The sequence below is a fragment of the Cytobacillus sp. C11.1 genome (genome assembly GCF_058145115.1).
In genome coordinates this window covers 2,587,552-2,611,079 of sequence record NZ_CM176935.1, presented here as the reverse complement: position 1 = coordinate 2,611,079, position 23,528 = coordinate 2,587,552, and the positions used below count along the sequence as shown (strand labels likewise).

At 40.9% G+C, this 23,528-nt stretch carries 26 protein-coding genes and 2 pseudogenes; 6 read left to right on the top strand and 22 right to left on the bottom strand.

The window, feature by feature from the left end:
• Positions 1 to 9: 9 nt before the first annotated feature.
• The 3 genes and pseudogenes from AC3ZVC_RS12980 to AC3ZVC_RS12970 form a co-directional block, all read right to left on the bottom strand.
• A pseudogene (locus AC3ZVC_RS12980) lies at positions 10 to 171 on the bottom strand (DUF2188 domain-containing protein); the annotation flags it as partial.
• An 87-nt stretch (positions 172 to 258) separates the two neighbouring features.
• A complete protein-coding gene (locus tag AC3ZVC_RS12975) occupies positions 259 to 1,179 on the bottom strand; it encodes a CobW family GTP-binding protein (RefSeq protein ID WP_490063673.1) in 921 nt (306 codons plus the stop codon).
• A complete protein-coding gene (locus AC3ZVC_RS12970) occupies positions 1,172 to 1,573 on the bottom strand; it encodes a hypothetical protein (RefSeq protein WP_490063672.1) in 402 nt (133 codons plus the stop codon). The genes AC3ZVC_RS12975 and AC3ZVC_RS12970 overlap by 8 nt, the downstream gene beginning before the upstream one ends.
• A gap of 116 nt (positions 1,574 to 1,689) precedes the next feature.
• On the opposite strand from AC3ZVC_RS12970, the gene AC3ZVC_RS12965 reads away from it, so the two are divergent.
• Positions 1,690 to 2,304 carry a class I SAM-dependent methyltransferase gene (locus AC3ZVC_RS12965; protein ID WP_490063671.1) on the top strand — a complete coding sequence of 205 codons (615 nt, stop codon included), beginning with the start codon at positions 1,690 to 1,692 and terminating at the stop codon, positions 2,302 to 2,304.
• 99 nt (positions 2,305 to 2,403) lie between these two features.
• Here AC3ZVC_RS12965 and AC3ZVC_RS12960 read toward each other — a convergent pair whose 3' ends face one another.
• Positions 2,404 to 3,330, bottom strand: a complete 927-nt coding sequence (locus tag AC3ZVC_RS12960) for an LCP family protein (protein ID WP_490063670.1) — start codon at positions 3,328 to 3,330, stop codon at positions 2,404 to 2,406.
• Between the two features lie 429 nt (positions 3,331 to 3,759).
• Here AC3ZVC_RS12960 and AC3ZVC_RS12955 point away from each other — a divergent pair.
• Positions 3,760 to 3,948, top strand: a pseudogene (locus tag AC3ZVC_RS12955) (transposase); the annotation flags it as partial.
• 202 nt (positions 3,949 to 4,150) lie between these two features.
• Here the strand turns inward: AC3ZVC_RS12955 and AC3ZVC_RS12950 are convergent.
• The 4 genes from AC3ZVC_RS12950 to deoD form a co-directional block, all read right to left on the bottom strand.
• Positions 4,151 to 5,629, bottom strand: a complete 1,479-nt coding sequence (locus AC3ZVC_RS12950) for a lmo1851 family serine protease (protein ID WP_490063669.1) — start codon at positions 5,627 to 5,629, stop codon at positions 4,151 to 4,153.
• Positions 5,630 to 5,820: 191 nt separating this feature from the next.
• Positions 5,821 to 6,027, bottom strand: a complete 207-nt coding sequence (locus AC3ZVC_RS12945; protein WP_490063668.1) for a heavy-metal-associated domain-containing protein — start codon at positions 6,025 to 6,027, stop codon at positions 5,821 to 5,823.
• A 787-nt stretch (positions 6,028 to 6,814) separates the two neighbouring features.
• On the bottom strand, positions 6,815 to 7,705 hold the full coding sequence (locus AC3ZVC_RS12940; RefSeq protein WP_490063667.1) for a M15 family metallopeptidase: 891 nt from the start codon (positions 7,703 to 7,705) through the stop codon (positions 6,815 to 6,817).
• 202 nt (positions 7,706 to 7,907) lie between these two features.
• Positions 7,908 to 8,612: a purine-nucleoside phosphorylase gene (gene deoD / locus AC3ZVC_RS12935; RefSeq protein ID WP_490063666.1), complete on the bottom strand. Its 705-nt coding sequence runs from the start codon at positions 8,610 to 8,612 to the stop codon at positions 7,908 to 7,910.
• A 154-nt stretch (positions 8,613 to 8,766) separates the two neighbouring features.
• Between deoD and AC3ZVC_RS12930 the strand changes: the two genes are divergently transcribed.
• Both AC3ZVC_RS12930 and AC3ZVC_RS12925 read left to right on the top strand, forming a co-directional pair.
• A complete protein-coding gene (locus AC3ZVC_RS12930; protein ID WP_009332576.1) occupies positions 8,767 to 8,895 on the top strand; it encodes a hypothetical protein in 129 nt (42 codons plus the stop codon).
• Positions 8,896 to 8,910: 15 nt separating this feature from the next.
• A complete protein-coding gene (locus AC3ZVC_RS12925) occupies positions 8,911 to 9,060 on the top strand; it encodes a hypothetical protein (RefSeq protein ID WP_009332577.1) in 150 nt (49 codons plus the stop codon).
• A gap of 45 nt (positions 9,061 to 9,105) precedes the next feature.
• Here the strand turns inward: AC3ZVC_RS12925 and AC3ZVC_RS12920 are convergent, their stop codons facing one another.
• Positions 9,106 to 9,414 (bottom strand): YodL domain-containing protein, encoded by a 309-nt coding sequence (locus tag AC3ZVC_RS12920; RefSeq protein WP_490063665.1) that lies wholly within the window; start codon positions 9,412 to 9,414, stop codon positions 9,106 to 9,108.
• A gap of 705 nt (positions 9,415 to 10,119) precedes the next feature.
• Here AC3ZVC_RS12920 and AC3ZVC_RS12915 point away from each other — a divergent pair.
• Positions 10,120 to 10,989 carry a glycerophosphodiester phosphodiesterase gene (locus AC3ZVC_RS12915; protein ID WP_490063664.1) on the top strand — a complete coding sequence of 290 codons (870 nt, stop codon included), beginning with the start codon at positions 10,120 to 10,122 and terminating at the stop codon, positions 10,987 to 10,989.
• Between the two features lie 62 nt (positions 10,990 to 11,051).
• On the opposite strand, the gene AC3ZVC_RS12910 is transcribed toward AC3ZVC_RS12915, so the two are convergent.
• Together AC3ZVC_RS12910 and AC3ZVC_RS12905 are read right to left on the bottom strand one after the other, a co-directional pair.
• Positions 11,052 to 11,822 carry a sporulation protein gene (locus tag AC3ZVC_RS12910; RefSeq protein WP_490063663.1) on the bottom strand — a complete coding sequence of 257 codons (771 nt, stop codon included), beginning with the start codon at positions 11,820 to 11,822 and terminating at the stop codon, positions 11,052 to 11,054.
• 364 nt (positions 11,823 to 12,186) lie between these two features.
• A complete protein-coding gene (locus tag AC3ZVC_RS12905; RefSeq protein ID WP_463445612.1) occupies positions 12,187 to 12,360 on the bottom strand; it encodes a YozD family protein in 174 nt (57 codons plus the stop codon).
• A gap of 198 nt (positions 12,361 to 12,558) precedes the next feature.
• Here AC3ZVC_RS12905 and AC3ZVC_RS12900 point away from each other — a divergent pair, with 198 nt between their 5' ends.
• Entirely contained in the window at positions 12,559 to 12,723 is a 165-nt protein-coding gene (locus AC3ZVC_RS12900; RefSeq protein ID WP_490063662.1) for a hypothetical protein, read from the top strand.
• Positions 12,724 to 12,747: 24 nt separating this feature from the next.
• On the opposite strand, the gene AC3ZVC_RS12895 is transcribed toward AC3ZVC_RS12900, so the two are convergent.
• The 11 genes from AC3ZVC_RS12895 to AC3ZVC_RS12845 form a co-directional block, all read right to left on the bottom strand.
• Complete coding sequence (locus AC3ZVC_RS12895; RefSeq protein WP_144541834.1) at positions 12,748 to 13,443, bottom strand: hypothetical protein; 696 nt, start codon at positions 13,441 to 13,443, stop codon at positions 12,748 to 12,750.
• Between the two features lie 416 nt (positions 13,444 to 13,859).
• Entirely contained in the window at positions 13,860 to 14,081 is a 222-nt protein-coding gene (locus AC3ZVC_RS12890; RefSeq protein ID WP_144541832.1) for a YozE family protein, read from the bottom strand.
• A gap of 242 nt (positions 14,082 to 14,323) precedes the next feature.
• On the bottom strand, positions 14,324 to 14,515 hold the full coding sequence (locus AC3ZVC_RS12885) for a hypothetical protein (RefSeq protein ID WP_214727538.1): 192 nt from the start codon (positions 14,513 to 14,515) through the stop codon (positions 14,324 to 14,326).
• Positions 14,516 to 14,642: 127 nt separating this feature from the next.
• Positions 14,643 to 14,927: a YokU family protein gene (locus tag AC3ZVC_RS12880; protein ID WP_490063661.1), complete on the bottom strand. Its 285-nt coding sequence runs from the start codon at positions 14,925 to 14,927 to the stop codon at positions 14,643 to 14,645.
• 10 nt (positions 14,928 to 14,937) lie between these two features.
• Complete coding sequence (gene kamA, locus AC3ZVC_RS12875) at positions 14,938 to 16,368, bottom strand: lysine 2,3-aminomutase (protein ID WP_490063660.1); 1,431 nt, start codon at positions 16,366 to 16,368, stop codon at positions 14,938 to 14,940.
• 167 nt (positions 16,369 to 16,535) lie between these two features.
• Positions 16,536 to 17,987 (bottom strand): sigma-54 interaction domain-containing protein, encoded by a 1,452-nt coding sequence (locus AC3ZVC_RS12870; RefSeq protein WP_490068923.1) that lies wholly within the window; start codon positions 17,985 to 17,987, stop codon positions 16,536 to 16,538.
• Positions 17,988 to 18,339: 352 nt separating this feature from the next.
• Positions 18,340 to 19,197: a putative beta-lysine N-acetyltransferase gene (ablB, locus tag AC3ZVC_RS12865; RefSeq protein WP_490063659.1), complete on the bottom strand. Its 858-nt coding sequence runs from the start codon at positions 19,195 to 19,197 to the stop codon at positions 18,340 to 18,342.
• A 251-nt stretch (positions 19,198 to 19,448) separates the two neighbouring features.
• Positions 19,449 to 20,714: a peptidase gene (locus AC3ZVC_RS12860; RefSeq protein ID WP_490063658.1), complete on the bottom strand. Its 1,266-nt coding sequence runs from the start codon at positions 20,712 to 20,714 to the stop codon at positions 19,449 to 19,451.
• Between the two features lie 55 nt (positions 20,715 to 20,769).
• Positions 20,770 to 21,432, bottom strand: a complete 663-nt coding sequence (locus AC3ZVC_RS12855; RefSeq protein ID WP_490063657.1) for a 3-oxoacid CoA-transferase subunit B — start codon at positions 21,430 to 21,432, stop codon at positions 20,770 to 20,772.
• A complete protein-coding gene (locus AC3ZVC_RS12850; RefSeq protein ID WP_490063656.1) occupies positions 21,417 to 22,109 on the bottom strand; it encodes a CoA transferase subunit A in 693 nt (230 codons plus the stop codon). Before AC3ZVC_RS12850 ends, AC3ZVC_RS12855 begins: the two co-directional genes overlap by 16 nt.
• A gap of 1 nt (position 22,110) precedes the next feature.
• Positions 22,111 to 23,469, bottom strand: a complete 1,359-nt coding sequence (locus tag AC3ZVC_RS12845; RefSeq protein WP_490063655.1) for an aspartate aminotransferase family protein — start codon at positions 23,467 to 23,469, stop codon at positions 22,111 to 22,113.
• Positions 23,470 to 23,528: the final 59 nt, after the last annotated feature.

The window sequence follows — 23,528 nt, the reverse complement described above, 5'->3', positions numbered from 1 at the left end:
GTTGTATTAATTTTTAACTGTTTCTTTTGCTTTGTCTATAGCAATCGGAATAGCTCTTCCATCTTCGTATCCCTCTTCCAGCAATGCGTTTGCAATTTCAATTGCTTTGTCACGGACATCAGGTTCGAGATTTTTCATTGCATCAGGATAATCATTTTTGGTCCATGGCATTCTTACCATCTCCTTAATCGTATTTAATGAAAGTATACCCGGATGCCTTTCTGATAAACAAAGGAAAATTCAGCACTAAGGGCTCTTCTATGTCTTAGCTTCAAGTGTATGAAGCTGCTGTTCAATCTTGTCCCAATCCAAGTTTTCTCCAATAAAGACCATGTTCAGCGGCATATTGATATTTTCCTGCATATACAACGGCATTCCATAAGAGAATTGAAATAAAAAAGGGTAACGTGATGAATCCAATTTCAAGTATCCTTTAATTCTGTAGACAGTATCAGGAAGGCTCCTTAGAAAGTCTTCAAAGCCAGACTGGTTTACTGGATGTTGAAACTGATAAACATATGTACTTAACTTTAAATCCGAGAAAACATGTGAACTGGATGCTTTATTCTTTTCACCCGAGGACATGCTCCTGACCTGTTTTATAGCGACTTTTGAATATGATGTTAATATACAAAATGCATGGCTATTCAGAGCTTGGATTTCCATGGTGAGACGAGCTTGCTCTGCTTCCGTCAATGCGTCTGACTTATTTAATAATATTAAGTCCGCATGACGGACTTGTTCGATCAACAGCTGCTGAACCTGTGGGCTCAACGATTTGCGATTTAGCCATCGAGGGCCGTCCACTACAGATATAATCCCCTTAACAACCATGCGGTCTGCAAATAGGGGTGAGAGGATGCTATCGAGCACTTCAACAGGATGCGCAGCCCCAGTTGTTTCAATGTAAATGGCTTCCGGCTTTTCAACTGTAAGCAGCTCTTGAAGCTGTGCCTCAAGCTTATCTGAAATCGTACAGCAAATGCAGCCGTCAAGAAGCTCCTTCAGAGGGACATCTTCATCTACTGTGTCTGAGTCAATCGACACTTTTCCGAGCTCGTTCATCATTACTGCTACTTTTCTGCCTTGTTGCTTTTCATCTTCCAGCAGCTGTTTAAGCAGTGTGGTTTTCCCGCTTCCGAGAAATCCGGATAATATATAAATTTCTGTTTTATTCATGCTTTTCCCCTTCTTCACGTTCTGACAGCATTTCTTCAATCATCACTTCCATTTTTTTCTCGATCAAATCCATATTCAAATCTGTTAAATATCCTACAGATTGAAACATCTCCTGCTTGCATTTCCAAATAGGAATATAGGCGTTTGGAAAATAGTCATCTTCTGTTTCGATTCCAACTTCCAGGGAAGATTCATAATCAACTGTAAAAACATCATTATTGTTGACATTCCTTCCTTTAATGCTCCTTACTAGATCTATAACAAGATGTTCGTTTACGATTTGGAAGTCTTGTTTATATTTATTATGAAGCTTTTTCGCCAGCTTTTCACATTCTTTTTCTATAAAGGCTATTTTATCCCGAGTTCGTTCATGGAGTTCTACTATTTGTTTCAAAGGATCACCTCTTTATAGCTATCCTGTCTAATGAGACATTTTATATGATTTTTTGAGTGCGTACAAACCATAAGGCATATTTGTTATAATCTCCTTATTAAAGGATGGTGTATTGAATGCTAGAAAATACCGGAGAAAGAATTATTCCAGAGGAATTGCCTATTACAAATGGCATGCTGCTTGAACATTTGGCCCGTTATTATTTCTCCCTCTATTACGCAAAAGGCAGGGTCCTCGATATTGCATGCGGTACGGGCTATGGCTCCAAGATTATGGCTAAATCCAAAAAGGAAGAAATTGATGAAATTATTGCTGTGGATATTGATGAAGAAACATTGAAGTATGCCAGGCACCACCATTACCATCCTCTCGTCCAATATGTTAAAGCAAACGCCGCAGATGATAAACTTCCTGACGAGTTAGGTTTTTTTGATGTTATAACCAGCTTTGAGACCATTGAGCATCTTGATACTGAAGAAGCATTCCTTGATAATCTTTTTAAAATGCTTAAGCCTGGAGGTATACTTATTTTGTCCACCCCTTTCGGCGCAGGCAGAGGCAAGCCGACAAGGGAACCTTTCCATATTCACCAGCTGACTGAAGAAGAATTTATCGAATTGTTTGAACCGTACGATGACACGGAATTTTATTATCAGCGAAGCGTTCTTATCGAACCTAAAAGAGTAGGTAAACATTATCCGATCGGTATTGCGGTTTGCAGAAAAAAGTAAAGAGGAGCATACAAGCTCCTCTTTATCTTTGTTCAGACACGATATCCAGCTTGGAAATTTGCATCTCCATTTTTCTAGTCCTCTTTTTTATTTCTTTCTCTATTTCTTTTCAGCCTCCAGAAATTGCTTAAGAGCTTCTGTATTTTCCTCAAAGTTTATTTGGAGGACCGCTCCAGCATGTTCATAAGTTTTATTTTCGTAACTGTCTGAAACAGGTACCTTCAGTGTTTCAATTTCAGTTACAGGATTCATCAAGAAAGAGGCGCCGATGGCTAGAGCTTCGTCAAGCTTTAAATCGGTATCAACATATTTCATTGTCTGGCTTACAACATCCGGAAATCGTGCAATGCCGGCTGGCGAAGTGAATTCTTTCATCACCTGGTCCTTTAGTAAGATTAAAATTTCCTGCTGTCTGTCCACTCTTCCAAAGTCACTTTGCCCGTCATGGCGAAACCTGACGTAAGATAATAGATCGCTTCCCTTAAGCTTTTGTTGCCCTGGTTCAAGTTCCAGCCCCATATCTTCAATCATAGCAGAGGTTACGTTCACTTCAATTCCATCTGGTGCAATGGCGTCCAGCATCTTTATGAAGCCTTGAAAGTCAATGACTGCAGTATAATCAATTGGCACACCAAAGTTTTGTTCAATCGTCTCTTTTAATAATTCCTTGCCGCCTATATAGTAGGCATGGTTAAGCTTGCTATAGGTGTATGTATAATCAGGGATTTTCACATAACTATCCCTCATCAAAGAAACCAATTTGATTGAATCACCTGAAGGCTCATACCTTGCAAGCAAGATTGCGTCGGAACGAGAATCTTCTTCTCCCCGGCTATCTACACCGATTAATAAAAAATTTCTGGTTTCATTAGAGAGCTTAAAAGGATTCCTATCTTCCTGATTTTCAGACTTATTTTCTGCCTGGCTATTTTCAGAAAGCTTTTTAGCGTTTTCTTTTTGAAAGAAACTAGTACATCCAGAAAGGATCGCCGCAGCAAACAAAAATACAATCAAAATTTTCTTCATGTTATTCACCCCTGATTGTTAATGCTCTTAGATTAAGTTTAGTATCATTGTTGGAAAGAAAAATGCTTTATATACCCACTTTCTATAGAAGCAATACATGTTTTCATAAAAAAAGCCCTCCTAAAATTGAGGCCACTGAAAAAGTCCTTAAAGGATAGCTTTGATAAATGGGCCGGTTGATTTCCACTCCAGGATGCTTCGCTTTCCGCGGGGCGTGCGGTGAGCCTCCTCAGCGCTAAAGCGCCTGCGGGGTCTCACCTGTCCCGCTGTTCCCGCAGGAGTCTCGCACCTTCCGTTCCAATCAACCTAGTGCTGTTAAACCGGTAACCTTAACCAAACTATTAAAAAGGCCAAGTCCCTGATTTTTTAAGGGACTTGGTCTTTCTTTGTTTTATAAAGGAGATAATCTATTCGAAATGGGTGGTTCCAATGATGTCAATGCAACAATCAATCAAGCTAAGTCCTTATATGGGTCTCTATGACCTTATCGTGCCAAAGGATAATATGTTGCGCCGGATTAATGATTTGGTCGACTTTACCTTTGTTTATGAAGAGCTTAAGAATAAGTATTGCCTTGATAATTGCCGGAACGCAATCGATCCCATCCGCATGTTCAAGGTGCCATGGCCATATTTACAGTAAATTTAAAAAGAATTCTAAAACTACTAGTGCAAAAATAAAAGCAAAAAACACAAAAAAAATAGAGCCGATTTAATTCCAAAAACATGGAATTGAATCGGCTCTTTTCGTTTGGATTCTCAAGAAAACCTAAAAAATCGACAGATTTTCAGTGGCCACCAAAAATTGGAGAGCTTTTTGTTTAGGAACCTATTTGTTCTTTTAAAATTTCAGCAGCCTTTTGAATTTGTGTGTCATTTTTATCGATTTCCTCACGAAGTCTTTCCATCAGCTTGATTGTAGACTGTCCTGCTAACACGCCAGTTTCTTCAAGTTTTTCAGCAGCCTGGAATTCTTTAACAGCCTGCTCTGTCTTTTCATCATAGAAACCATCTTCTCTGCCAGGTTCATATCCAAGAGCTTTCAGCATTTGCTGTGCTGCTTTTACCTGATTAGAAGATGAAGAAAGTTTTAATTCTGTATCTGGATTGATAAATGGCAATGTTGCATACTCAGGCAATGATACTTTATGGTCAGGAGTTATTCCCTTTTTATGGATCCAATTGCCATCAGGTGTGAGCCATTTTTCTGTAGTAAACTTCATGTTAGAGCCATCAGAGAAGTCTTGTGCGCGCTGGACAGTTCCTTTCCCGAACGATTTTTCACCAACAAGCGGAACACCTGCTGATTCATTGACAGCTGCGGCCAAAATTTCGGATGCACTTGCGCTTCCTTTATCGATGACAACCACTAAAGGAATATTAGGATTTTCTTCCTTAGTTGATTTCACTTCTTCTCTGTTGCCATTGCGGTCCTCAATCTGGAATAAAATTTCACCATCTGGAACAAAAAGACTTGAAATTTTGACTGCCTGATCTAGCAGGCCGCCCGGATTTTGTCTTAAATCAAGGATTAAGCCTTTCATTCCTTGCTGCTGCATCTCATTCAGAGTTTCAACAAGCTCTTTAGAAGTATTTTCTGAGAAGGTTGTAATTTGCACCTTAGCAATTCCATCCTCCAGCATTTCACCATACACGGTTTCAAGCGGGATTGTATCACGTGTAATAGAGATATTCATTGGTTCATCCACGCCCGGGCGCTGAATAGCAAGTTCAACCTTTGTGCCTTTTTCACCTCTGATCAGCATCACCGCTTCTGTTGAACTCATCCCCTGCAGGCTCTTACCATCAACAGACAGAACCTTGTCATTCGGTCTCAGTCCTGCTTTCTCTGCTGGAGAACCTTTCAAAGGCGAAACAATCACAATATAGCCTTCCTGCTCCTGAATTTCTGCACCGATTCCTTCAAAAGAGGATGAGATGCTTTGATGAAAGCTTTTCGCTTCCTCCTCATTCATATAATCCGAATATGGATCATCCAGAGCTTCAAGCATGCCGTTAATTGCACCATTGATAAGGTTTTCCTGGTCTACTTCCTGGAAATAGTTTGCTTTTAACGTATCATAAGCTGTATAAAGCTTATCGAATTCCCGTCTCTCGCTGGTTCCTACATCTACTGCTTTTTCATCTCCAAACGCCAGGGCAAATGTAGTAATGCCCGCTGATAAGAAGACGATAAAAAACAGCAGCATAACAAAATGAAACTTTTTCATGCGGATAAAACCTGAGTTGTTTTTATCCGGAGTTTCAGATGTCCCGTTGTTTAAATCTTCATTTTGCAAACTCTTCACCACTTTCATGACCGTAAAATTACTATGTACAATCCTTAATGATTAGAATAACATTTTTATCGAAAAAATAACAAAGAAAAATGCACGAAACCGGTTTCTTAAATTAGTTTCCTGGTGTAAGCTAAACTCCTCCCATTTAAACTTAAAATAACGCTTAGCGTAAATGCTAAGCGCTTTTTATATCAGGCCACTCCATAGCCTTGACCTTTGACTGCATTTATTAGATTTTTCTCAGTTGCTTTTTCTGGGTCATACTCCACTTCAACCTGTTCTTCATGGAAAGCTATTGAGACACTTGCCACGCCATCAACAGACATTAGTGCATTTTTAACAGCTTCCTCACAATGGCCACAAGTCATGCCCACAACCTTTAATGCAACCTTTTCCAATATCAGCGCCTCCTTCTTACCAGTTGACCTTACTTTATTATTACCTCATTTGAGGATTAAGATAAACATTTGGCTGATTTATGCTGCGGTTCATACAAGAAAAAAGTAGTTATCAAGAGCAATAACGACGAATAGTTAATGAATAAAAGGATTGATATTTAGAACGCAGAAGTTCATGATGCAGCTTGGTGATTTCTTCTCTAGAAGAAATGCACCTTGGATGGTGCCTAATGCGGGGGTAACTGCTTTTTATATCGGTTGAACTAAAGTACTAAATCAGGTTCTTATAATAGACCTTGGGATTATGCATCAAGCCAATAAATGGTAAGTGTTTTTCAAGCGCTTTAATCCGTATGGAAATATCAAGAAAAATAAAAGATTAATTGTTTTGCCAATATAAACATATTTTGTTATATAACCAGCTTTTTCTAATGGACCGCCAGCCATCTCCATTTCCCTTTCAACAGCCCGCTGCAAACCTCAAGAGTTTCAGAATTTCTTTAAAGGAGTGATCACATGATGATAACCGCTTTATTATGGCTAAGCTTTGCCCTTTCTCTTATAAGCCTTATTTCCGGAATAATGAATCAGTCGTGGAAGCTAGCATCACTCAGCGGCCTCCTTCTGCTCCCCTTAGCTTTCTTCTTATCAGGGGCAGAGAACGGCCTGCGCTACCTAATGTTTCTTCCTGCCGTTCCTTTTATATTGGCAATCATTTATTTTTTTCAAACGGGCCAAAAAGCTAAAAAACAAAAAGGAAATTAAAAAGAGGCCTTAAATCAGGCCTCTAAATTTTCTTAACAATATTAAAGTATTCTTCTAGCGTCCATTTTTTTTCGTAAATGACTGCAGCGGCATCAATGCCAACATATCGGAAATGCCAAGGCTCATATTTGTATCCAGTAATGCTTTCTTTTCCTTTGGGATACCGGAGAATGAATCCGTAGCGATGAGCATTTTCTGCAATCCACTTTCCTTCTTTTGTTTCCCCGAATTTCTCAGACAACTCCAGATTTGCGCTTCGGCTGGAGATGTCCATTGTAAGGCCTGTCTGGTGTTCACTGCTGCCGGGAAAGGCTACTGCCTGCACAGCTTTCTCTTCACCAACTCTGTTTACCTCAGCTTCAAATACCTGAGTCTGGCGATCATAAGAGCGGTAGCCTGAAACAGCAAACAGTTCCACTCCTGCTTCCTGGGCTTCTTTAAATAGGTTTTCTAAAGCCGTTGCAGCATCTTTTCGCATATAGCTTTTTTCCAAATCTAATTTTCCGTAAGAAAAAGAAACATCAGGAATAACCAATTGCGAAGGTTCATAACCATTTGGCAGGCTAAATTGTTTATTCACAAGAACCATAACGTTCTCGGGGTTTTGGATTACGTTTTTTCCATTAACTACTTTAACATCATTAAAGTACGAAGCTTCCAATGATAGAGGATCTTTTTCGGTGGAAGTTTCATTATTGTTCTCTGTGCCGGCATGCCCGGAATCCTCATTGGTGTTACTCTCTTCTTCCTGTAAAGATGTTTCTTTATCTTGTTTTTCCTCCATACTCTTCTCTTCTTGCAGGAAAGGTACTTTTTCGATTAGCGGCTTAACTTTATCCATATATGGATCCAGTTGGCTGCAGCCAGAGAGAAACAGGCTAAGCGCTCCAGCTAATATCAAAATCTTATTCATTCATTTCACCTATCTTCAAATTTCTTTGCAACATTACTATTTTAACACTACAAGTCAACTATTCCATACCTGCGGAAAAAACAGGACAAACGGCATAGATCTCTGCATTTGTCATTCAATTAATCGCCGAATCGTTCCAATTTAATCCTTAGCATAAATAAAAATAAAAAACTGGCTCATAAATATGAACCAGTTTTCAGAGTTATTCCTTAATAGCCGCCTCAAGTGCAACTTCAATCATTTCATTGAAAGTGGTTTGTCTTTCTTCAGCTGTTGTTTCTTCGCCAGTTAAGATATGATCGCTTACTGTCAGAACAGATAAGGCCTTGCGGTCAAACTTTGCAGCAAGCGTGTAAAGCGCGGCTGTTTCCATTTCAATGGCAAGAATTTGATATTTAGCCCATTTTTCAAGTTCGGCGTTATCATTATAAAACATATCAGCTGTGAAAACATTTCCTACTTTAAGATTAAGACCTTTTTCTACACCAGCATCATATGCTTTTTTCAGCAGGTCGAAGTTGGCTGTGGGAGCAAAATCAACTCCGCCGAATGTAAGCCTGTTCATCTGGGAGTCCGTCGAAGAGCTCATTGCCAAAATAACATCCCGGACTTTTACGTCCTTTTGGATCGCACCGCAAGTTCCCACCCGAATTAAATTTTGTACATTATAACTCTGCATTAGTTCATTAATGTAAATGGATATGGAAGGAACACCCATGCCTGTCCCCTGTACAGAAATGCGCTTGCCTTTATAGGTTCCTGTATAGCCGAACATGTTACGGACTTCGTTATAGCATTCCGCATTTTCTAAGAATGTTTCTGCAATATATTTTGCACGTAACGGATCTCCCGGAAGAAGGACCGTTTCCGCAATTTGACCTTCTTTAGCACCAATATGTACACTCATCAATCATTACCTCCAATTCCTTCTGAAGCCTGTGTAAATGCTTCCAAGTCACACTATACCATATGTGGCAAGAACTTAGAAACAAATAAGTAAAAGCATGTTTTCTCCCTTTTCGGGAAAGCTATCATTAGCTTTTCCAAAGGAGGTTCTAAACATGCCACAAAAAGGGATGAGCAAAAAACTGAGACAAGCCGTTCAGCATGCAAATGAAACAAACCCGTCTTCCAGGGCAAATACTGAACCGCATACATCTAAAACAGTTAAAACAAAAAGCAATCGATAATTTGGAGGGATTCAGATGGGCAAAAAGCATCGCAACCGCATAAATTCGCCAAAGAAAAACAATCATATACCTGCCGAAGCCATAATTGCCGAACAAGAGGCCCACGGTAAAGAATATACGGCCAATAAGCGTAAAAACAGCCCCGGGTCCAACATAACCGAGTAAATAGAAAAGAGGAAGGCACAGCTTGCCTTCCTCTCAAAAATTTTGTTATCGGATATGTATACGATTTATTTCTTCCCAGCCGCCAGGCTTAAGCTGGTAATAATACTGTCCTCTCCGGCCTTCATCAATAAAAAGAATGTCTCCCGTTGAAATAAACCGGCCGCTAAAGTCAACTGGAATCCTATCTGGTACATTAAATCGACTAAAAACATTATCAAGGCATTCCTCATGGGTTGATCCTTCAACATTCAAGCGATAAACTTGCTGAAACCCCTTTGTCTCCCTAAACTTGGGTGTTTGGAAAATCGTCACATCATATTCTTTTCTTCTGATCCTGGTTAATTCCTTCAGCATATGCATCCCCCTCGGTTTTGTGGTATCACCCTTTAACTCCTTGAATACTTCTTCTGTTTATGTAGATTTCCTGATGAAATGCTCTATGACGACCATTTTCCTCTTTCTGGGTGGTATTTCGACTTCATGAACGCCCTATGGCGACCATTCTCCTTTTTCTCACAAGAATATTGGCCGCATGAACGCTCTATGGCGACCATTCTCCTTCTTCTCACAAGAATATTGGCCGCATGAACGCTCTATGGCGACCATTCTCCTTCTTCTCACAAGAATATTGGCCGCATGAACGCTCCATGGCGACCATTCTCCCTCTTCTCACAAGAATATCGGCCGTATGAACGCTCCATGGCGACCATTCTCCCTCTTCTTACAAGAATATCGGCCGCATGAACGCCCTATGGCGACCATTCTCCTTCTTCTCAGAAGAATATCGTCCCCACGAACGCTTTATGACGACTATCCCGCCCCTTCTCCAAAGAATTTCGGCTTCATGAAGCTCTATTGCACCATTCAACACTGCATAATCTGGTCCTTACTAATATAATCAGGTATTATTATTGTTTAATTAGGCACTTTTCTTGTCGTTTCCTTCAGCAAAAAAGTACTAGTTTTGTCGATTCGCGAAAATTTTTATAATGAAACCGCTTTCAAACGAGTCCACCCTGCATAGTATATACAAAAGACTTTTTTAGGGGTGATGAAAAGTTGAGGGTTTCTAAAAAAACATTTTTGTTTTCAATCATTGTAAGTCTTCTTTTAACGTCATTTTCTTACTTTTTTCAGCCTCTCATATCCTTTAAATCCATAGCCCACAGGGGAGCATCTACTTATGCGCCAGAAAATACGATAGCTTCTTTTGAAAAAGCGGTCGATTTAGGTTTTGATTATATTGAGTTGGATGTGAGGTTCAGTAAAGATGGACACCTTGTTGTCATTCATGATGCAGATGTCCAAAGGACTACAGACGGTGAGGGCTTTATTACGGATCTGACTGTTGAGGAAATAAAAAAACTTGATGCTGGTTCGTGGTATTCCCCTGAATTTGCGGAGGAGAAAGTACCGCTGCTTTATGAAGTATTAGATCGTTTTATCGGAAAAATCGGATTACTGATTGAAATGAAAGCCCCGGAAAATCAGCCTGGCATGACGGAGGTGCTTGCTGAGATGTTAATGAGCTACAAGAAAGACGGACAACTTGTAAAAAACATTAAGGTCCAATCCTTCCATGTGAATGAAATGAAAAAATTTCACCAGCTGGCTCCAGATATTCCAGCAGGCATACTCCTAAGCAAGCAGCTGGATATGCTTCATTTGGCTTCCTACCGCCAATTCGCCTCTTTTCTATCTGTCCACCACCTTTTACTCTCCAAATCCTTCATAACACAAGCTGAGTTATTCGGATATGAAATATACTCCTGGACCATAAAAAAACAGTACCAATTCGCAGACATGCAGCGGCTCGGCGTTCATGGGATAATCTCTGATGAAGAAAAAAGAATACCGGATTCAAGGCTGTATGCGTTAATAACACCCTTTTTGAAAGGACAGGATTTTATAAAAACCTTGCTGACATAATTTTTCAGAAATTAAAAAACGATGGGAATTCCCCCATCGTTTCTATTTATTAAGATATTACATTAAGCATATTTTGCTATCATTGATTGAAGCTTTTGCTGCATATAAGGGATATCTCCATTTGTTACTGTAAATCGAACAAATGATTCATCCATTTCAAGCGCTTCTGCCAGGAATCCGCCTAGCCCTCTTGCTCTGCGGTCTACCTGCATAAGTATTTCTGTCTCTCCGCTTGGCTGAGGGAAAAATACAACTTCCAATTCATCAAGGCGGCCTCTATAAGGGCCGGATACTGGCACAAATTCAAATTCCTGTATAAATGGCAGCCTGCGGCGTAGACGGTGCGAAGCCTGCTCGCATTCAGCTTCCCGTAATCGGAAGCCCATATTGGATACAGCGTTTAAAACCGAATCCATTAACGGATTGGGGACGACCCTGATAAAATCCTGATCAGTAGGATCCACCGCATTTTTTATATCCAGCCCAGTGGCAACCCAAATTTTTGTCTTTCCAAAAGATAACGGGGTATCAGAAGGCAAATTAAAGGTAAACGGAATTTCCTTTCGCTCATTTGCAGAGAGGGTAAACGATTCCGCCAGCCTGAAACGGTCGATCAACCCTGAGACCGTATACTTTTTATCATCCGATTCCTTTATATAAGTCGTATTCAAAGAAAGATAAATATCGTCTATTTTCTGTTCGGTATTGCCGCCTGAAATTACAACAACTCCCTTTAAAACATCTCCGGGTGAAACAGTATCTCTTTCAAGCCTGGTATCCACTTTTGCAGACCCAATTCCCACACTTGCTAAGACCTTGTTAAAAAATGACATGTTCTTCTCTCCCTAGTCAAATTATATTTATAAATTTCTCTTTACAAAGAAGTTTCACCTTCCATCCCGCCAACTTTTTCTACCTTTTCCGGCGGCTTCTACAATTGTAAACAAAGAATTTCTTTCATAAAAAGATATACGTTTAAAGAAAAAGAAAGTTTCACTTTTCCCGTGGGCTGCCATAAATTTTTTATCCGTTGCCGGAAAAGCCTTTTGCCGTTATGTCGGCAGCCGTTATTATTGCAGCGAATTTTTAAAGCGGTATTGGCCCAACCTATGTATGATTAGCAAACTATTTAATGCGGAGCCCTGCCTCTTACCGCGCAAAAAAATGACGAGCGTCTTTCCTCGTCATTTTTCTATATTAGTCGTCTTCAATTTCCTCATCGATAATACATTTTTTCAATAAGTACTCAAACGTGATATCTGCGAGTTCATCCAGTTCTCCTTCAGTAGGCACATATCCCCTTTTTGCCAGCTCATGAAAGAAAAATTCGGCAATTTCCTCCGTATCAATCACGACCTCTATTTCCTTCACAGCATCGCCCCCTTTGTACAAAATGTATGATGCTCTCTCTAAATTCATGCAAAACAACTGTCAGAAAAGTCTTTTTCTTTATTTCATATAAATTTTTAATATTCTTTGGCATTTTTCCTTAATTAGGACATACATATGGGATAAGCAGCTTAAAATGATGATCGGTTTACAGAAAATATTTTTGGGGAGGAAACTAAAATGTCCAGCATATCCAGACTAGCCGCTCTAATAAAAGATGATGTAAATAACGAAGAAAGCTCGATTATTAGCTTATTTGGGAATCTATTAAATGGATGGTACAAGCTTGTTGTTTGGTTTGGCATTCCGTTCATGGTTTATATTTTGATGTCCTGGTTCTATTAGCAGCATTTAAGCGTTTGCTAAATATTAAACGGTGCTTTTTCCATCATTATTGGCAAGGTGCTTCAGCTTTCTGAGTATGACGCGCATGATATGCTTATACTCATCATCATGAAACATTTCATAAAGAATGCGATAATCATTATATATATCAAGTAAACCATCTATCAGCACTTTTCTTTCTTTTATGCCTTCAAGCAGTTCCTTTTCAGCTTTGCGGAATGAATTGGCCGTTTCCTTTAATTCAGGAAGCTTTTCTTTCTTGTTAATCATATAAAGCAGGCCTAATTTTTGAATAAAGGCATCCGCACTTTCTGCATCTGCAACGAGTGTCAGTTCTTCTTCTCCCGCCTCAAGCCATTCTCCGTCATTTATTCTGGAAAGCTCATAAATTACATCTTCCCACGCATCCTCTTTGTATCTCCAAATCTCTGTCCTGAAGCCAACTATTTTGAAAAGATCCGAACCATACCCCTTCACCTGGACAAGATCGCCAAAAAAGTATTTATATTCGATGTCAATATGCTCCTTTTCCATGATCTCACCTTCATACTCAGACAGCATTTGAAGGCTGGATTCCATATAGAGACCTTCACTTTTATTGACTTCATAGACGTACATATCATCAAGCCACTTTACATCCGTCACTTTACCGACTGTACCATAAATAGTGATCACGACTGTATCACCGATTTTGTACTTTGGTTTTTTCCTTTTGCTCATGTCCTCCATCCTCTCAATGACTGAGTCGTGAGTATTGAATACAATAGTATATGCACTTTTCCTGAAAATCGTCCGTACGTTCATTACAATCAAACAGAAAAGCGCTGGCGCATGGGGTGGACTGTTGCCCACCCCCCAGTTATTTTTAACTAGGCTCTGTTAAATTGGCCTGTTGATTTCCGCTGCAGGTACTCCCTTTCCGCGGGCGGTCCGGGAGCCTCCTCGTCGCTTTGCTCCTGTGGGGTCTCCCTTTGATCCGCACTCCCGCAGGAGTCTCGTGCCTTCCGCTCCAATCAACAGGGTGCTAAAAAAAACAATAACCTTTAACAGAGCCTTTAACTAAAAAACACTCCTCTGCAGGAGTGTTTCAAATGCCGCTATGTCTTAAATGTATGAGAACTACATTTATAGGGCCATCAGCTTTCGGAAAGCACATACAATTGCCATGCTTCATCAAAGACCGACATGCTTTCCATATAGGTTCCGTTCAATTCCAAATAAGAGCTGATTTCATCATAATCATAGGATGTTTTCGGAAAACTGTGGTCCTCGTATGCATGGTTGGCAAAATGGCTGATGCTATCCTTTGGTTCAGGATGCCTGTACTTCATTAAAAAATGGTAAAAGGTTTTGGACATATTAACGCCTTCCTCTAAATTTATTCAACTGGTTCCTTCAGTATTTTATCTACTACTATAAGATAAACCCCTTGGGTGCGTCTACTCACAGGACCATTTTAGGAGAAAAAAAGCAATCCGGAATCCGGATTGCTTTTTTCAATACCAATTAATTTATAGTATCCAATGGTGCAAATAACACTGTGAAAAATTGTCTTCAACAAGCTCCAGTGCAACGTGCTTGATTTTTAGTTTTTTCATTATTATTGCCAGCGGTCTGTTTTGGCTATTTCAGTAATTGCCCATATCACATTAAACATAAGAATGGCTACCGTAACAGGCACAGCATGAAGCCAATTCTTTCCGTACTTTTCTTTTATAACACCGACATAATAACCGCATAAGAATAAAACGCCCATTGCTGCTGCCAGCATTAACATTAACGCTAGTTCCATCGCTCTTCCCCCAGTGACTATATATAAATACTGTATACCCTCTAGTCTATTATAAAGAAAGGGAATCTGAAGTTTGTGACGAACCGGTGAAAAAACTGTGAATTATTTCCTGACTGTGATTTTTCTCCTATGAAGTAAAATCAAAATAATTTCTTTTCAGAAGCCTTGGCTGCTCCATTAGCTTTGCATAACTAATTTCTTTTCCAATTTTCTTCGTGTCGATTAAAAACAATTGATCCTCAATTTCCTTCACAAGATCATCAGACTGATACACCATGTCACAATCCCTACAGACCGTTGAAGGTGTGTCATTAATTTGAATGGCCCGGGTTCCATCCGGGAGCTCCCAATAGACGGTTTCCCTGCTACCAGATATATTTTTACTTTCACACCAAGCACATATATTTTGCATTCTTTTCCTCCTATTCCTTTGCCGCTGCCGGCTCCGCATCACTTATATCTTCCGGTTTCTGCTTTGTCTGCTGGGCTTTAAATTTTTTTTCCTTTAATTCATCCCGCTTGTCACGCTTATCTTTTAGTGAGCTATGTGAAGGGTCGCTTTCATATTTTTCACGGCGGTCAAGTCTTGCAAGTCCTTCAGGTACAAGATTAAATTGCTGGTCATTCATCAAAGCGGCTATACCAACATTTGATCTTTTCTCATCCATCTCTGGATAAATTTCTTTAAAATACCCCTCTGCCCGGCCAGGTACATAATTTTCCGGCTCCGGATATGTGGTGATTACACCTTCAAAATTGCGGAGCACCACTTTGTCTGCACTTTGTGAGATTAAATAATTTGGCTGAAGCGATATTTTCCCTCCCCCTCCAGGTGCATCGACAACAAAAGTCGGAACAGCATAGCCGGAAGTATGCCCCCTTAAACCTTCGATGATTTCAAGTCCTTTTGATACAGGCGCACGGAAATGACCGATTCCTTCAGAAAGATCACACTGATAAATGTAGTAAGGGCGAACACGGATCTTTACAAGATCATGCATAAGCTTTTTCATAATTGGAACGCTGTCGTTTATTCCGGCGAGGATGACGGATTGGTTTCCAACCGGCACCCCTGCATTGGCAAGCATTTCACATGCCCTCTTGGAATCTTCGGTAATTTCGATGGATGTATTAAAATGAGTATTTAACCAGACCGGATGATACTTTTTTAAAATATTGCAGAGATTTTCAGTGATTCTCTGCGGAAAAACAACCGGAGCTCTTGTTCCGATTCTAATGATTTCGACATGGTCGATTTCCCGCAGGTTTTTCAGAATGTATTCAAGAATATTGTCATTAATTAATAGACCATCACCACCAGAAATTAGTACGTCCCTGACCTGAGGAGCATTACGGATATAATCAATTGCTGCATCAAGCTGTTTCTTCGGGACTCCCATGCCAATTTGCCCCGAGAATCTTCTTCTTGTGCAATACCGGCAATACATGGAACATTGATTAGTTACCAGGAAAAGGACACGGTCAGGATAGCGGTGAGTCAGCCCTGGCACCGGAGAATCTTCATCCTCATACAACGGATCTTCGAGATCATATTTCGTTTTATAGATTTCCTTTGAGATTGGGACGGATTGCATTCTGACTGGACAGCGCGAATCATCCGGATTCATAAGCGATGCATAGTAAGGCGTAATATTTAATGGAATGGTTTTAGTGGAAATCCTCACTCCTTCTTCCTCATCAGGAGTAAGGTTAATGACTTTTTTAAGATCATCAACTGTGCGAATCGTATTTGTCAGCTGCCAGATCCAATCATTCCACTGCTCCTCCGTGACATCCTTCCAAAGCTCTATGTCCTTCCAGTGCCGATCTGGCTTATATAAAAAGTTTTTCATACAAATTCCCCCTATGTCAGATTCTTATCTAGTTATCTTGCAAGAAGTGTGCCAATTTAAAGAATTTTTATATTATCCTATGAAAAAGGGACTGAAATGGAAGGTTGCTTTTGATTTGGGGGATATTATTATTAAGGTGGTTTTTCATATACCTAAAAAAATGCCGATTAATCGGCACTTTGATGGTTATATTCATTTAGGCTACTGGAGTTTTCTTCTTGAATCCTGATTTTATACTTTGATAGCTTATATTGAAGGGTTTGACGGGGAACTTCCAATAGCTTTGCCGCTCTTTTTATATTTCCATCTGTTTGCTTAAGGGCAAATTCAATTAGTTCTTTTTCAAGACCCTCCATGTTCGTCTTTAATGATAACCCCCTTGCTGTCAGGTCTTTTTTATGTGATTGTATTTGCTGCTTCAGCATGACTGGCAGATCTTCTTCCTCCAGAAAGTCTTTCTCGCATACATTCATCATGTACTCGATCGTATGCTTTAGCTCCCGGACGTTGCCCGGCCAGGTATAGCGTTTGAAAAATTGATTTACCTCATTACCAATGTCTGTAATATTTTTATTAAACACCCGGTTGAACTGCTTTATAAAATGCATCGCAAGGAATTCAATATCCTCTGTCCTATCCCTTAATGGAAGCAGCCCGAATGTAAGGACGTTTAAACGATAAAATAAATCTGTCCTAATTTGCATTTTTTCAAGTGCCACACCGGGATGGATATTCATGGCCGCAATCACCCTCACATTCACCTGGAAGCTTTTCGTGCTGCCTACTCTTCTTACCATCCCATCCTCAAGTACTCTGAGCAGTTTAGCCTGAAGCTCAATGGGCATCGCATGGATTTCATCCAGAAAAAGAGTGCCGCCATCCGCCAGCTCAAACAATCCAGGCCTGTCTACTGCACCGGTATAGCTCCCTTTTGCAGTCCCAAACAAAATACTTTCCAGAAGCGACTCCGGAATAGCTGCACAATTCTGGGCAATGAAAGGGCCGTTACTCCTTGACGAAGCATGGTGGACCCCTTGGACAAATAGTTCTTTTCCGCATCCGCTTTCTCCAAATACAAGAATGGGAGAGTCTGACTTTGCCAGTTTAGCTGCTTCATTTTTTATTTTCTGCATTTCCTTGTTAATCGTAAGGAGACTGTCCAAGGTGTATTGGACAGTGTTCATTTTGTTTGTCTTTTTCGCAGGCTTATTTATTTTCTTCCTCAAATCAAGCAGGCTTTCCGAGAGAAGCTTCAGTCTTGAATAATCTTTTGCAATTTCAACTGCTCCGGCTACTTTCCCATTTACCAGGATTGGCAGTGTTGTGTTGATCGTTTCAATTTGTACGCCATGGACATTAACATACGATTGTGTTTGATTGTAAATCGGTTTTTTGGTTTTGATTACCTTTAATAGCGTGCTTGTCTCTTCATCCAATGATGGAAAAACATTCAGAACTGATTTGCCCAGAACCTCGTAGACGTCCAAACCATCATGCTTAGCAGCAATTTCATTATAAAAAATGGTTTTCCCATTCAAATCCACTACATGGATCCCTTCATCGATACCTTTTAAAATGGCAGCAAGAACTTCCTTTGACATAGCTTGTGTATCGGACATCATGATCCCCTCCCCTACATGTATATGAGGGAGTGCCGAAAACTTGTCATCATGGTGCCGAAAATCTGGCGCTTTTTTTGGGTTATGGGAGAGTATTCTTTTGATGAAGGGCTGTCTTTGCAGTTTTTAAAAGTGTCACCGGTAAAAGCAGATTAAATGCTATTTCTTAAGGACTGAATCTTTATCGTTGTTCGCCCTAAGCATTAACTACCATACCTCGAGAGACGCTCCCTTTTTCGTCGTTAATCAGCTGGATTTTTCTCTGGAGAGCCGCATCTTTTTTATCGTCATTCAACTGGATTAACTACCACCATAGTAAAGAAATTCAACCTCTCTTAGAAGAGGCGAATTTTCAATCCAATGCCGCCAAATCCTTTATCCAAACATTCATATTCTCAAGTTTATCGAAAATATAACAGTTATTGAGAAGACGGCCCCGATACTTGTAGCCAAGCTGATGAAGGACCGCATTCATGCCAAATGACAGGGCTCTGGCAATGGAGTAGGCGCAATAGACTCCCTGCGACTGCAAATCTTCTTCCAATTTTTCAAGCAGAATTTTCATCAAGCCGTGTTTGCGGTGGGAAGGAAGTGTAGCGCAATCTGTTAATTCTGCATTTTTATAAAAAAGATTTACTTCTGCGGAAGCTGCGCTGACCAGATTCTCTCCATACTGAAATGCATAATAAATGGTGCCTTCTTGGATTGTTTTTTTTATATATACGGGATCATGGAGCGGTGTGGGATAAATCTGAAAAACTTCTCGATAGAGGGCGGCAAGCTTCTCGGCATCCAGCTGTGTTACTTTTATTAGCTTGTATTCGGCAGGAGGCATAATCACGTCCCTGTTTTTTTCAAGGGCAAGAACATTTTTAACAATACTATCCTCAGTAATCCAATGTCCGCTTGTCCTTCTTTGATCCGAATAATATTTGCAGAAAAAATATTGGTCAGACCCAAGGAAATAACCATCGATGATCGCCTCGCACTGAAAACCGTGGGCCAGCAGGGCAGCGTAATTCTCCGCTCTTCCTCTGAATATTAATTTTTCACTTTGATGTGCGTTCACAGCTGCTTCTGCTTCGAGGATCGCTTCCTGTAAATTTCCTAAATAACCATCCACTCTTACACGTTTATTGAAAGAATCAATGTACATTTCCACTGAGAAATTTTCTTTTTTAACCGTTTTAATGGTTGCAGTACTATTCATCTATCTAGACCCCCTTATTTTTTAATAAAATTACCCGGCCATTCGGCCAGGCAATATAAGGTTCATCATGATTTACCGGCCGATTTCACTAAAATTCCGGCCAACCCGGACCATTTAGGCCAACTTCAAAATGCTGCACTTATCCAACCTTAAAGCCAATCAGCCTTCTTTACCGCCATTGCTTCGACTGCATATTTAAAGCCTTCACGACCCATGCCTGTTTAATAAAAGATTTTCTTCAATTGTGCCGATCAATTTTCAGTACCACACCAATCCATAATAGCAAGAGCAATTATTTCAGCAGCGTCAAACACTTCCTGAATGGGAATATACTCATTTACATCATGGGCTGCTTCTGTAACGCCCGGGCCAAACACAACAACAGGGGTATCTCCTATCCTGGATAAAATTCCACCGTCCGTTCCCCAGGGAGAGGCTTCTACTTCAGGCTGCTTCCCTTTAACTGCTTCAAAGGAATTGGATAGAACGGACATAAGCGGATGATTATCTTCCAGGGTCCCTGGGATCCATCGTCCGCCAAACCATTCGACTTGAGGAGGGTTCATTTTAAGCCAGTCATCTTTTTCAGCAGCTTTCTTCATACATAATTCGAGCTCTTTTTCAGCTGATTTCATATCTTCATCCGGAGCAACGCCCATCCTTCCTTCAATTACCGCAACATCGGGAACTGAAGAAGGCCATTCACCGCTATTTATTTTCCCAATATTAATAGGAATCGGAATAGGAATGTTGCTATATAGAGGGTCTGTTATTTTTAAATTTCTAGCTTTCTCCAATTCTTGCAGCTTTGTCATAACAATCATTGCTTTTTCTATTGCGCTAACTCCTTCATAGCGGGTGCCTCCATGCGCAGATCTTCCTTTGACTGTTATGCGGAACCACATGGACCCCTGCTGTTTTGGAAAAATCTTCATATTAGTAGGCTCGGGTATAATCGCCCCATCGGCTTTATATCCCCGCAAGACAGCAGCCAGTGTACCGGCGCCGCCACTCTCTTCTTCTATGACACTTTGAAAAATCACCTCGCCTTTCAGCTTAATATCTAAAGAGATAATTGCTTCCATTGCAAGCAGAAGTGAGACAGTTCCGCCTTTCATATCTGTCGAACCCCGCCCGTATAGCTTTCCGTCTTCGATCCTGCCGCTGAAAGGATCATATTCCCAATCATTCCTGTCCCCTGCAGGCACTACATCGATATGCCCATTCAAGATCAGGGATCTCCCGCCACCTGCTCCTTTCAAGGTTGCTACTACATTGGGATTTCCGGAAAAATCCTTTCTGTCAGAGGAAAAGGCCGGATGTTTGATCAAAACATCCTTTCCAATCTCCCAAATATCGAGGTTTAGTCCCAGTTTCCGGCATTTTTCAATGATCACAGCCTGCGCCCTGCTTTCATTTCCGCGGGTACTGCCTTCTTGGACAAGCTGCTGGAGAATTCTTACTCCCCGTTGTTTATTTTCTTCTAGCCATTGTTTAATTTTTTGTTGAGCTTCCATATAATTTCTCTCCCTTATTCTAATTCCTTAACACTATGAGGTGAGCAGAGGTATATTAACCAATCACTCTTATATTTTCAGCAATAGTAAAGCTGCAGCCCGTTTTAGCTCTTACTTCGTTAACCGAATGAGGAGAAAATAATTCCATTAATTTCAGTCCATCATGGGACAATTGAAAAACCGCCATTTCCGTTATAATCATATCGACACAGTTGGCGGATGTGAGGGGGAGCGTACACTCCTTAACGATTTTTGAATTTCCATGTTTGTCTGTCTGGTTCATTACTACAATAACTTTTTTGGCTTTTTGTGCGAGCTCCATTGCACCGCCCATCCCTGGCACTTTTTTGCCGGGCACGATCCAGTTGGCTAAATCCCCCTTTTCACTTACCTGTAAGGAGCCAAGAATGGTCATATCTACCCTTCCCTTTCGGATCATTCCAAAGGCAACAGCACTATCGCAGTAAGATGCCCCCTTCACTGCTGAAACAGGAAAACCGCCGGCATTGCAGAGATTTTCGTCTTCCTTCCCTTTCTCCGGACTAGGCCCCATTCCTGTAATGCCATTTTCAGCATGGAACATAACCTTCGTACCTTCAGGCAAGTGGTTCGGAACCAGCGAAGGGATTCCAATGCCAAGATTGACAATCATTCCGTTCGTTATTTCCTCCGCAGCACGCTTTGCTATACGGTTCCTGATTTCTACTCCCATGCCCATTTCCAATTTACTCCTTTCGAAGGGACAATATAATCGACAAAAACGCCGGGCGTAACTATTTCATCCGGATCAAGACTTCCTAGCGGGACGATCTCTTCCACTTCTGCAATAGTCATATCCCCGGCCATTGCTACAAGCGGATTGGTATTTCTGGCACTCTTGTCATAAATCAAGTTCCCATATGGATCGGCCTTTTTCGCAAACACAATGGATATCTCCGCAGTTAAAGCTGTCTCAATCAGATATTCTTTTCCATTTAATCTGCATCTTTGTTTATTGCCTGTTACGATGTCATTATCCATGCCGATATCAGAAAGAATTGCAGGAATACCTGCTCCTCCCGCACGAATTCTCTCTGCCAGTATTCCTTGCGGCGAAAATTCCACTTCCATTTTTCCATCTGTCATTAACTGGCCAGCGACCGGATTCGAACCTATATGGGAGGCAATCATTTTTTTTGCTCTCCCCTGACTCACTACCTTTCCAATGCCAATATGGGGAAAGCCAGAATCATTTCCGATTAGGGTTAAGTCTTTTATCCCTTTTTCCAAAATTCCGTCTATCATGGTCGGAGGTGTACCAATTCCACCGAATCCTCCAAACATTATGGTCATGCCATCCCAAAAATGTTCCATTGCTGTATTAATATCGATGATTTTATGAAAAGTGTTCTCCATTCTACTCAGCCTCTTCCTCAGCAAGGGTCAGATATTTCTCAGTAAAAACTTGCAGTGTTGTATCAAGGCGCTTCACCAGCTCATCAATTTCTCTTTTGGTTATTGTCAATGGCGGTGCAATCAAGATAGCATCTCCGTTATTGCCATTAGTACCGGCACCTGCAGGATAAATGAGCAGCCCCTGGCTCTGTGCAACATTTATTATTGTTTGAGTAAGCGCCAGTTCTCTTGAAAATGGCTCTTTCGTGAAAGGGTCTTTTACAAATTCAAGTCCGACCATTAGGCCTTTTCCTCTTACGTCACCGATAAAAGGAAACCTGGTTTGCAGCTTTAACAGCTTGTTTTTTAAATACACTCCTTTGCTGCCCACCTCAGCAATGATTTTATTTTTATCGATATATTCCAAAACAGCCAGTGAAACTGCACAGGATTGAGGGTTAGCGCTTAAAGTATGGCCGCTCATGATGCTTTTGGATCCTTCCAGAATCGGCTCCATAACCTTATCACTGACAAGGGCAGCGGCTATCGGTGCGTATCCTGCCCCCATTCCTTTTCCCAGTGCGACGATATCAGGTTCGACACTCCATTGTTCTGAAGCAAGCATCGTGCCTGTCCTGCCAAATCCGGTCATAACCTCATCTGCTATAAATAAAATTTCGTTTCGATCACATATTTCTTTAATAACCTTGTAGTAGTCCCTGGGAGGGGCAATAGCTCCTCCGGCAGCACCAATCACCGGCTCTGCAATAAATGCAGCTATATTCTCCGCACCTATACGCTTGATTACTGTATCCAATTCATGTGCACATAAATAGCCACAATCAGGCGCTTCGAGATTATAGGGGCATCTGTAGCAATATGGAGGGTGGATGACAGGAAAGTCCTCAAGAAGCGGTATAAAACGAGCCCTTCTTCCGGTGTGCCCTGACATCGACAAGGCTCCAAGTGTGATACCATGATAGCTCATCCACCTTGAGAGAACCTTTGTTTTTGTTTGAATCCCTTTTTCCTGCCAATATTGGATTGCAATTTTCATAGCTGTTTCTGTGGCCTCCGAACCGCTGTTCACAAAGAAACTCCAATTTAATTCACCAAGCGATAATTCAGCTATTTTACGGGCAAGCTTTTCTGCTGCCTCGCTTGTAAATTGAGAACGGTACACAAAGGAGACTTTCTTTGCCTGTTCATGCATGGCATCAATAATCTCTTTTACACCGTGGCCGATATTCGCGGTAATCGCGCCAGATGACGCATCCAGGTATTCCTTTCCATCGCTATCATATAAATAGACGCCCTTGCCGTAGTCAATCACCGGATATTGCCCATCAAGCATCGGCTTAATTAAGTTCGACTGGTCCATTAAGAATACTCCCTCCACCCTAAAAAATGCGAAAAATCGCCTGCGGCTTATATGTTCTC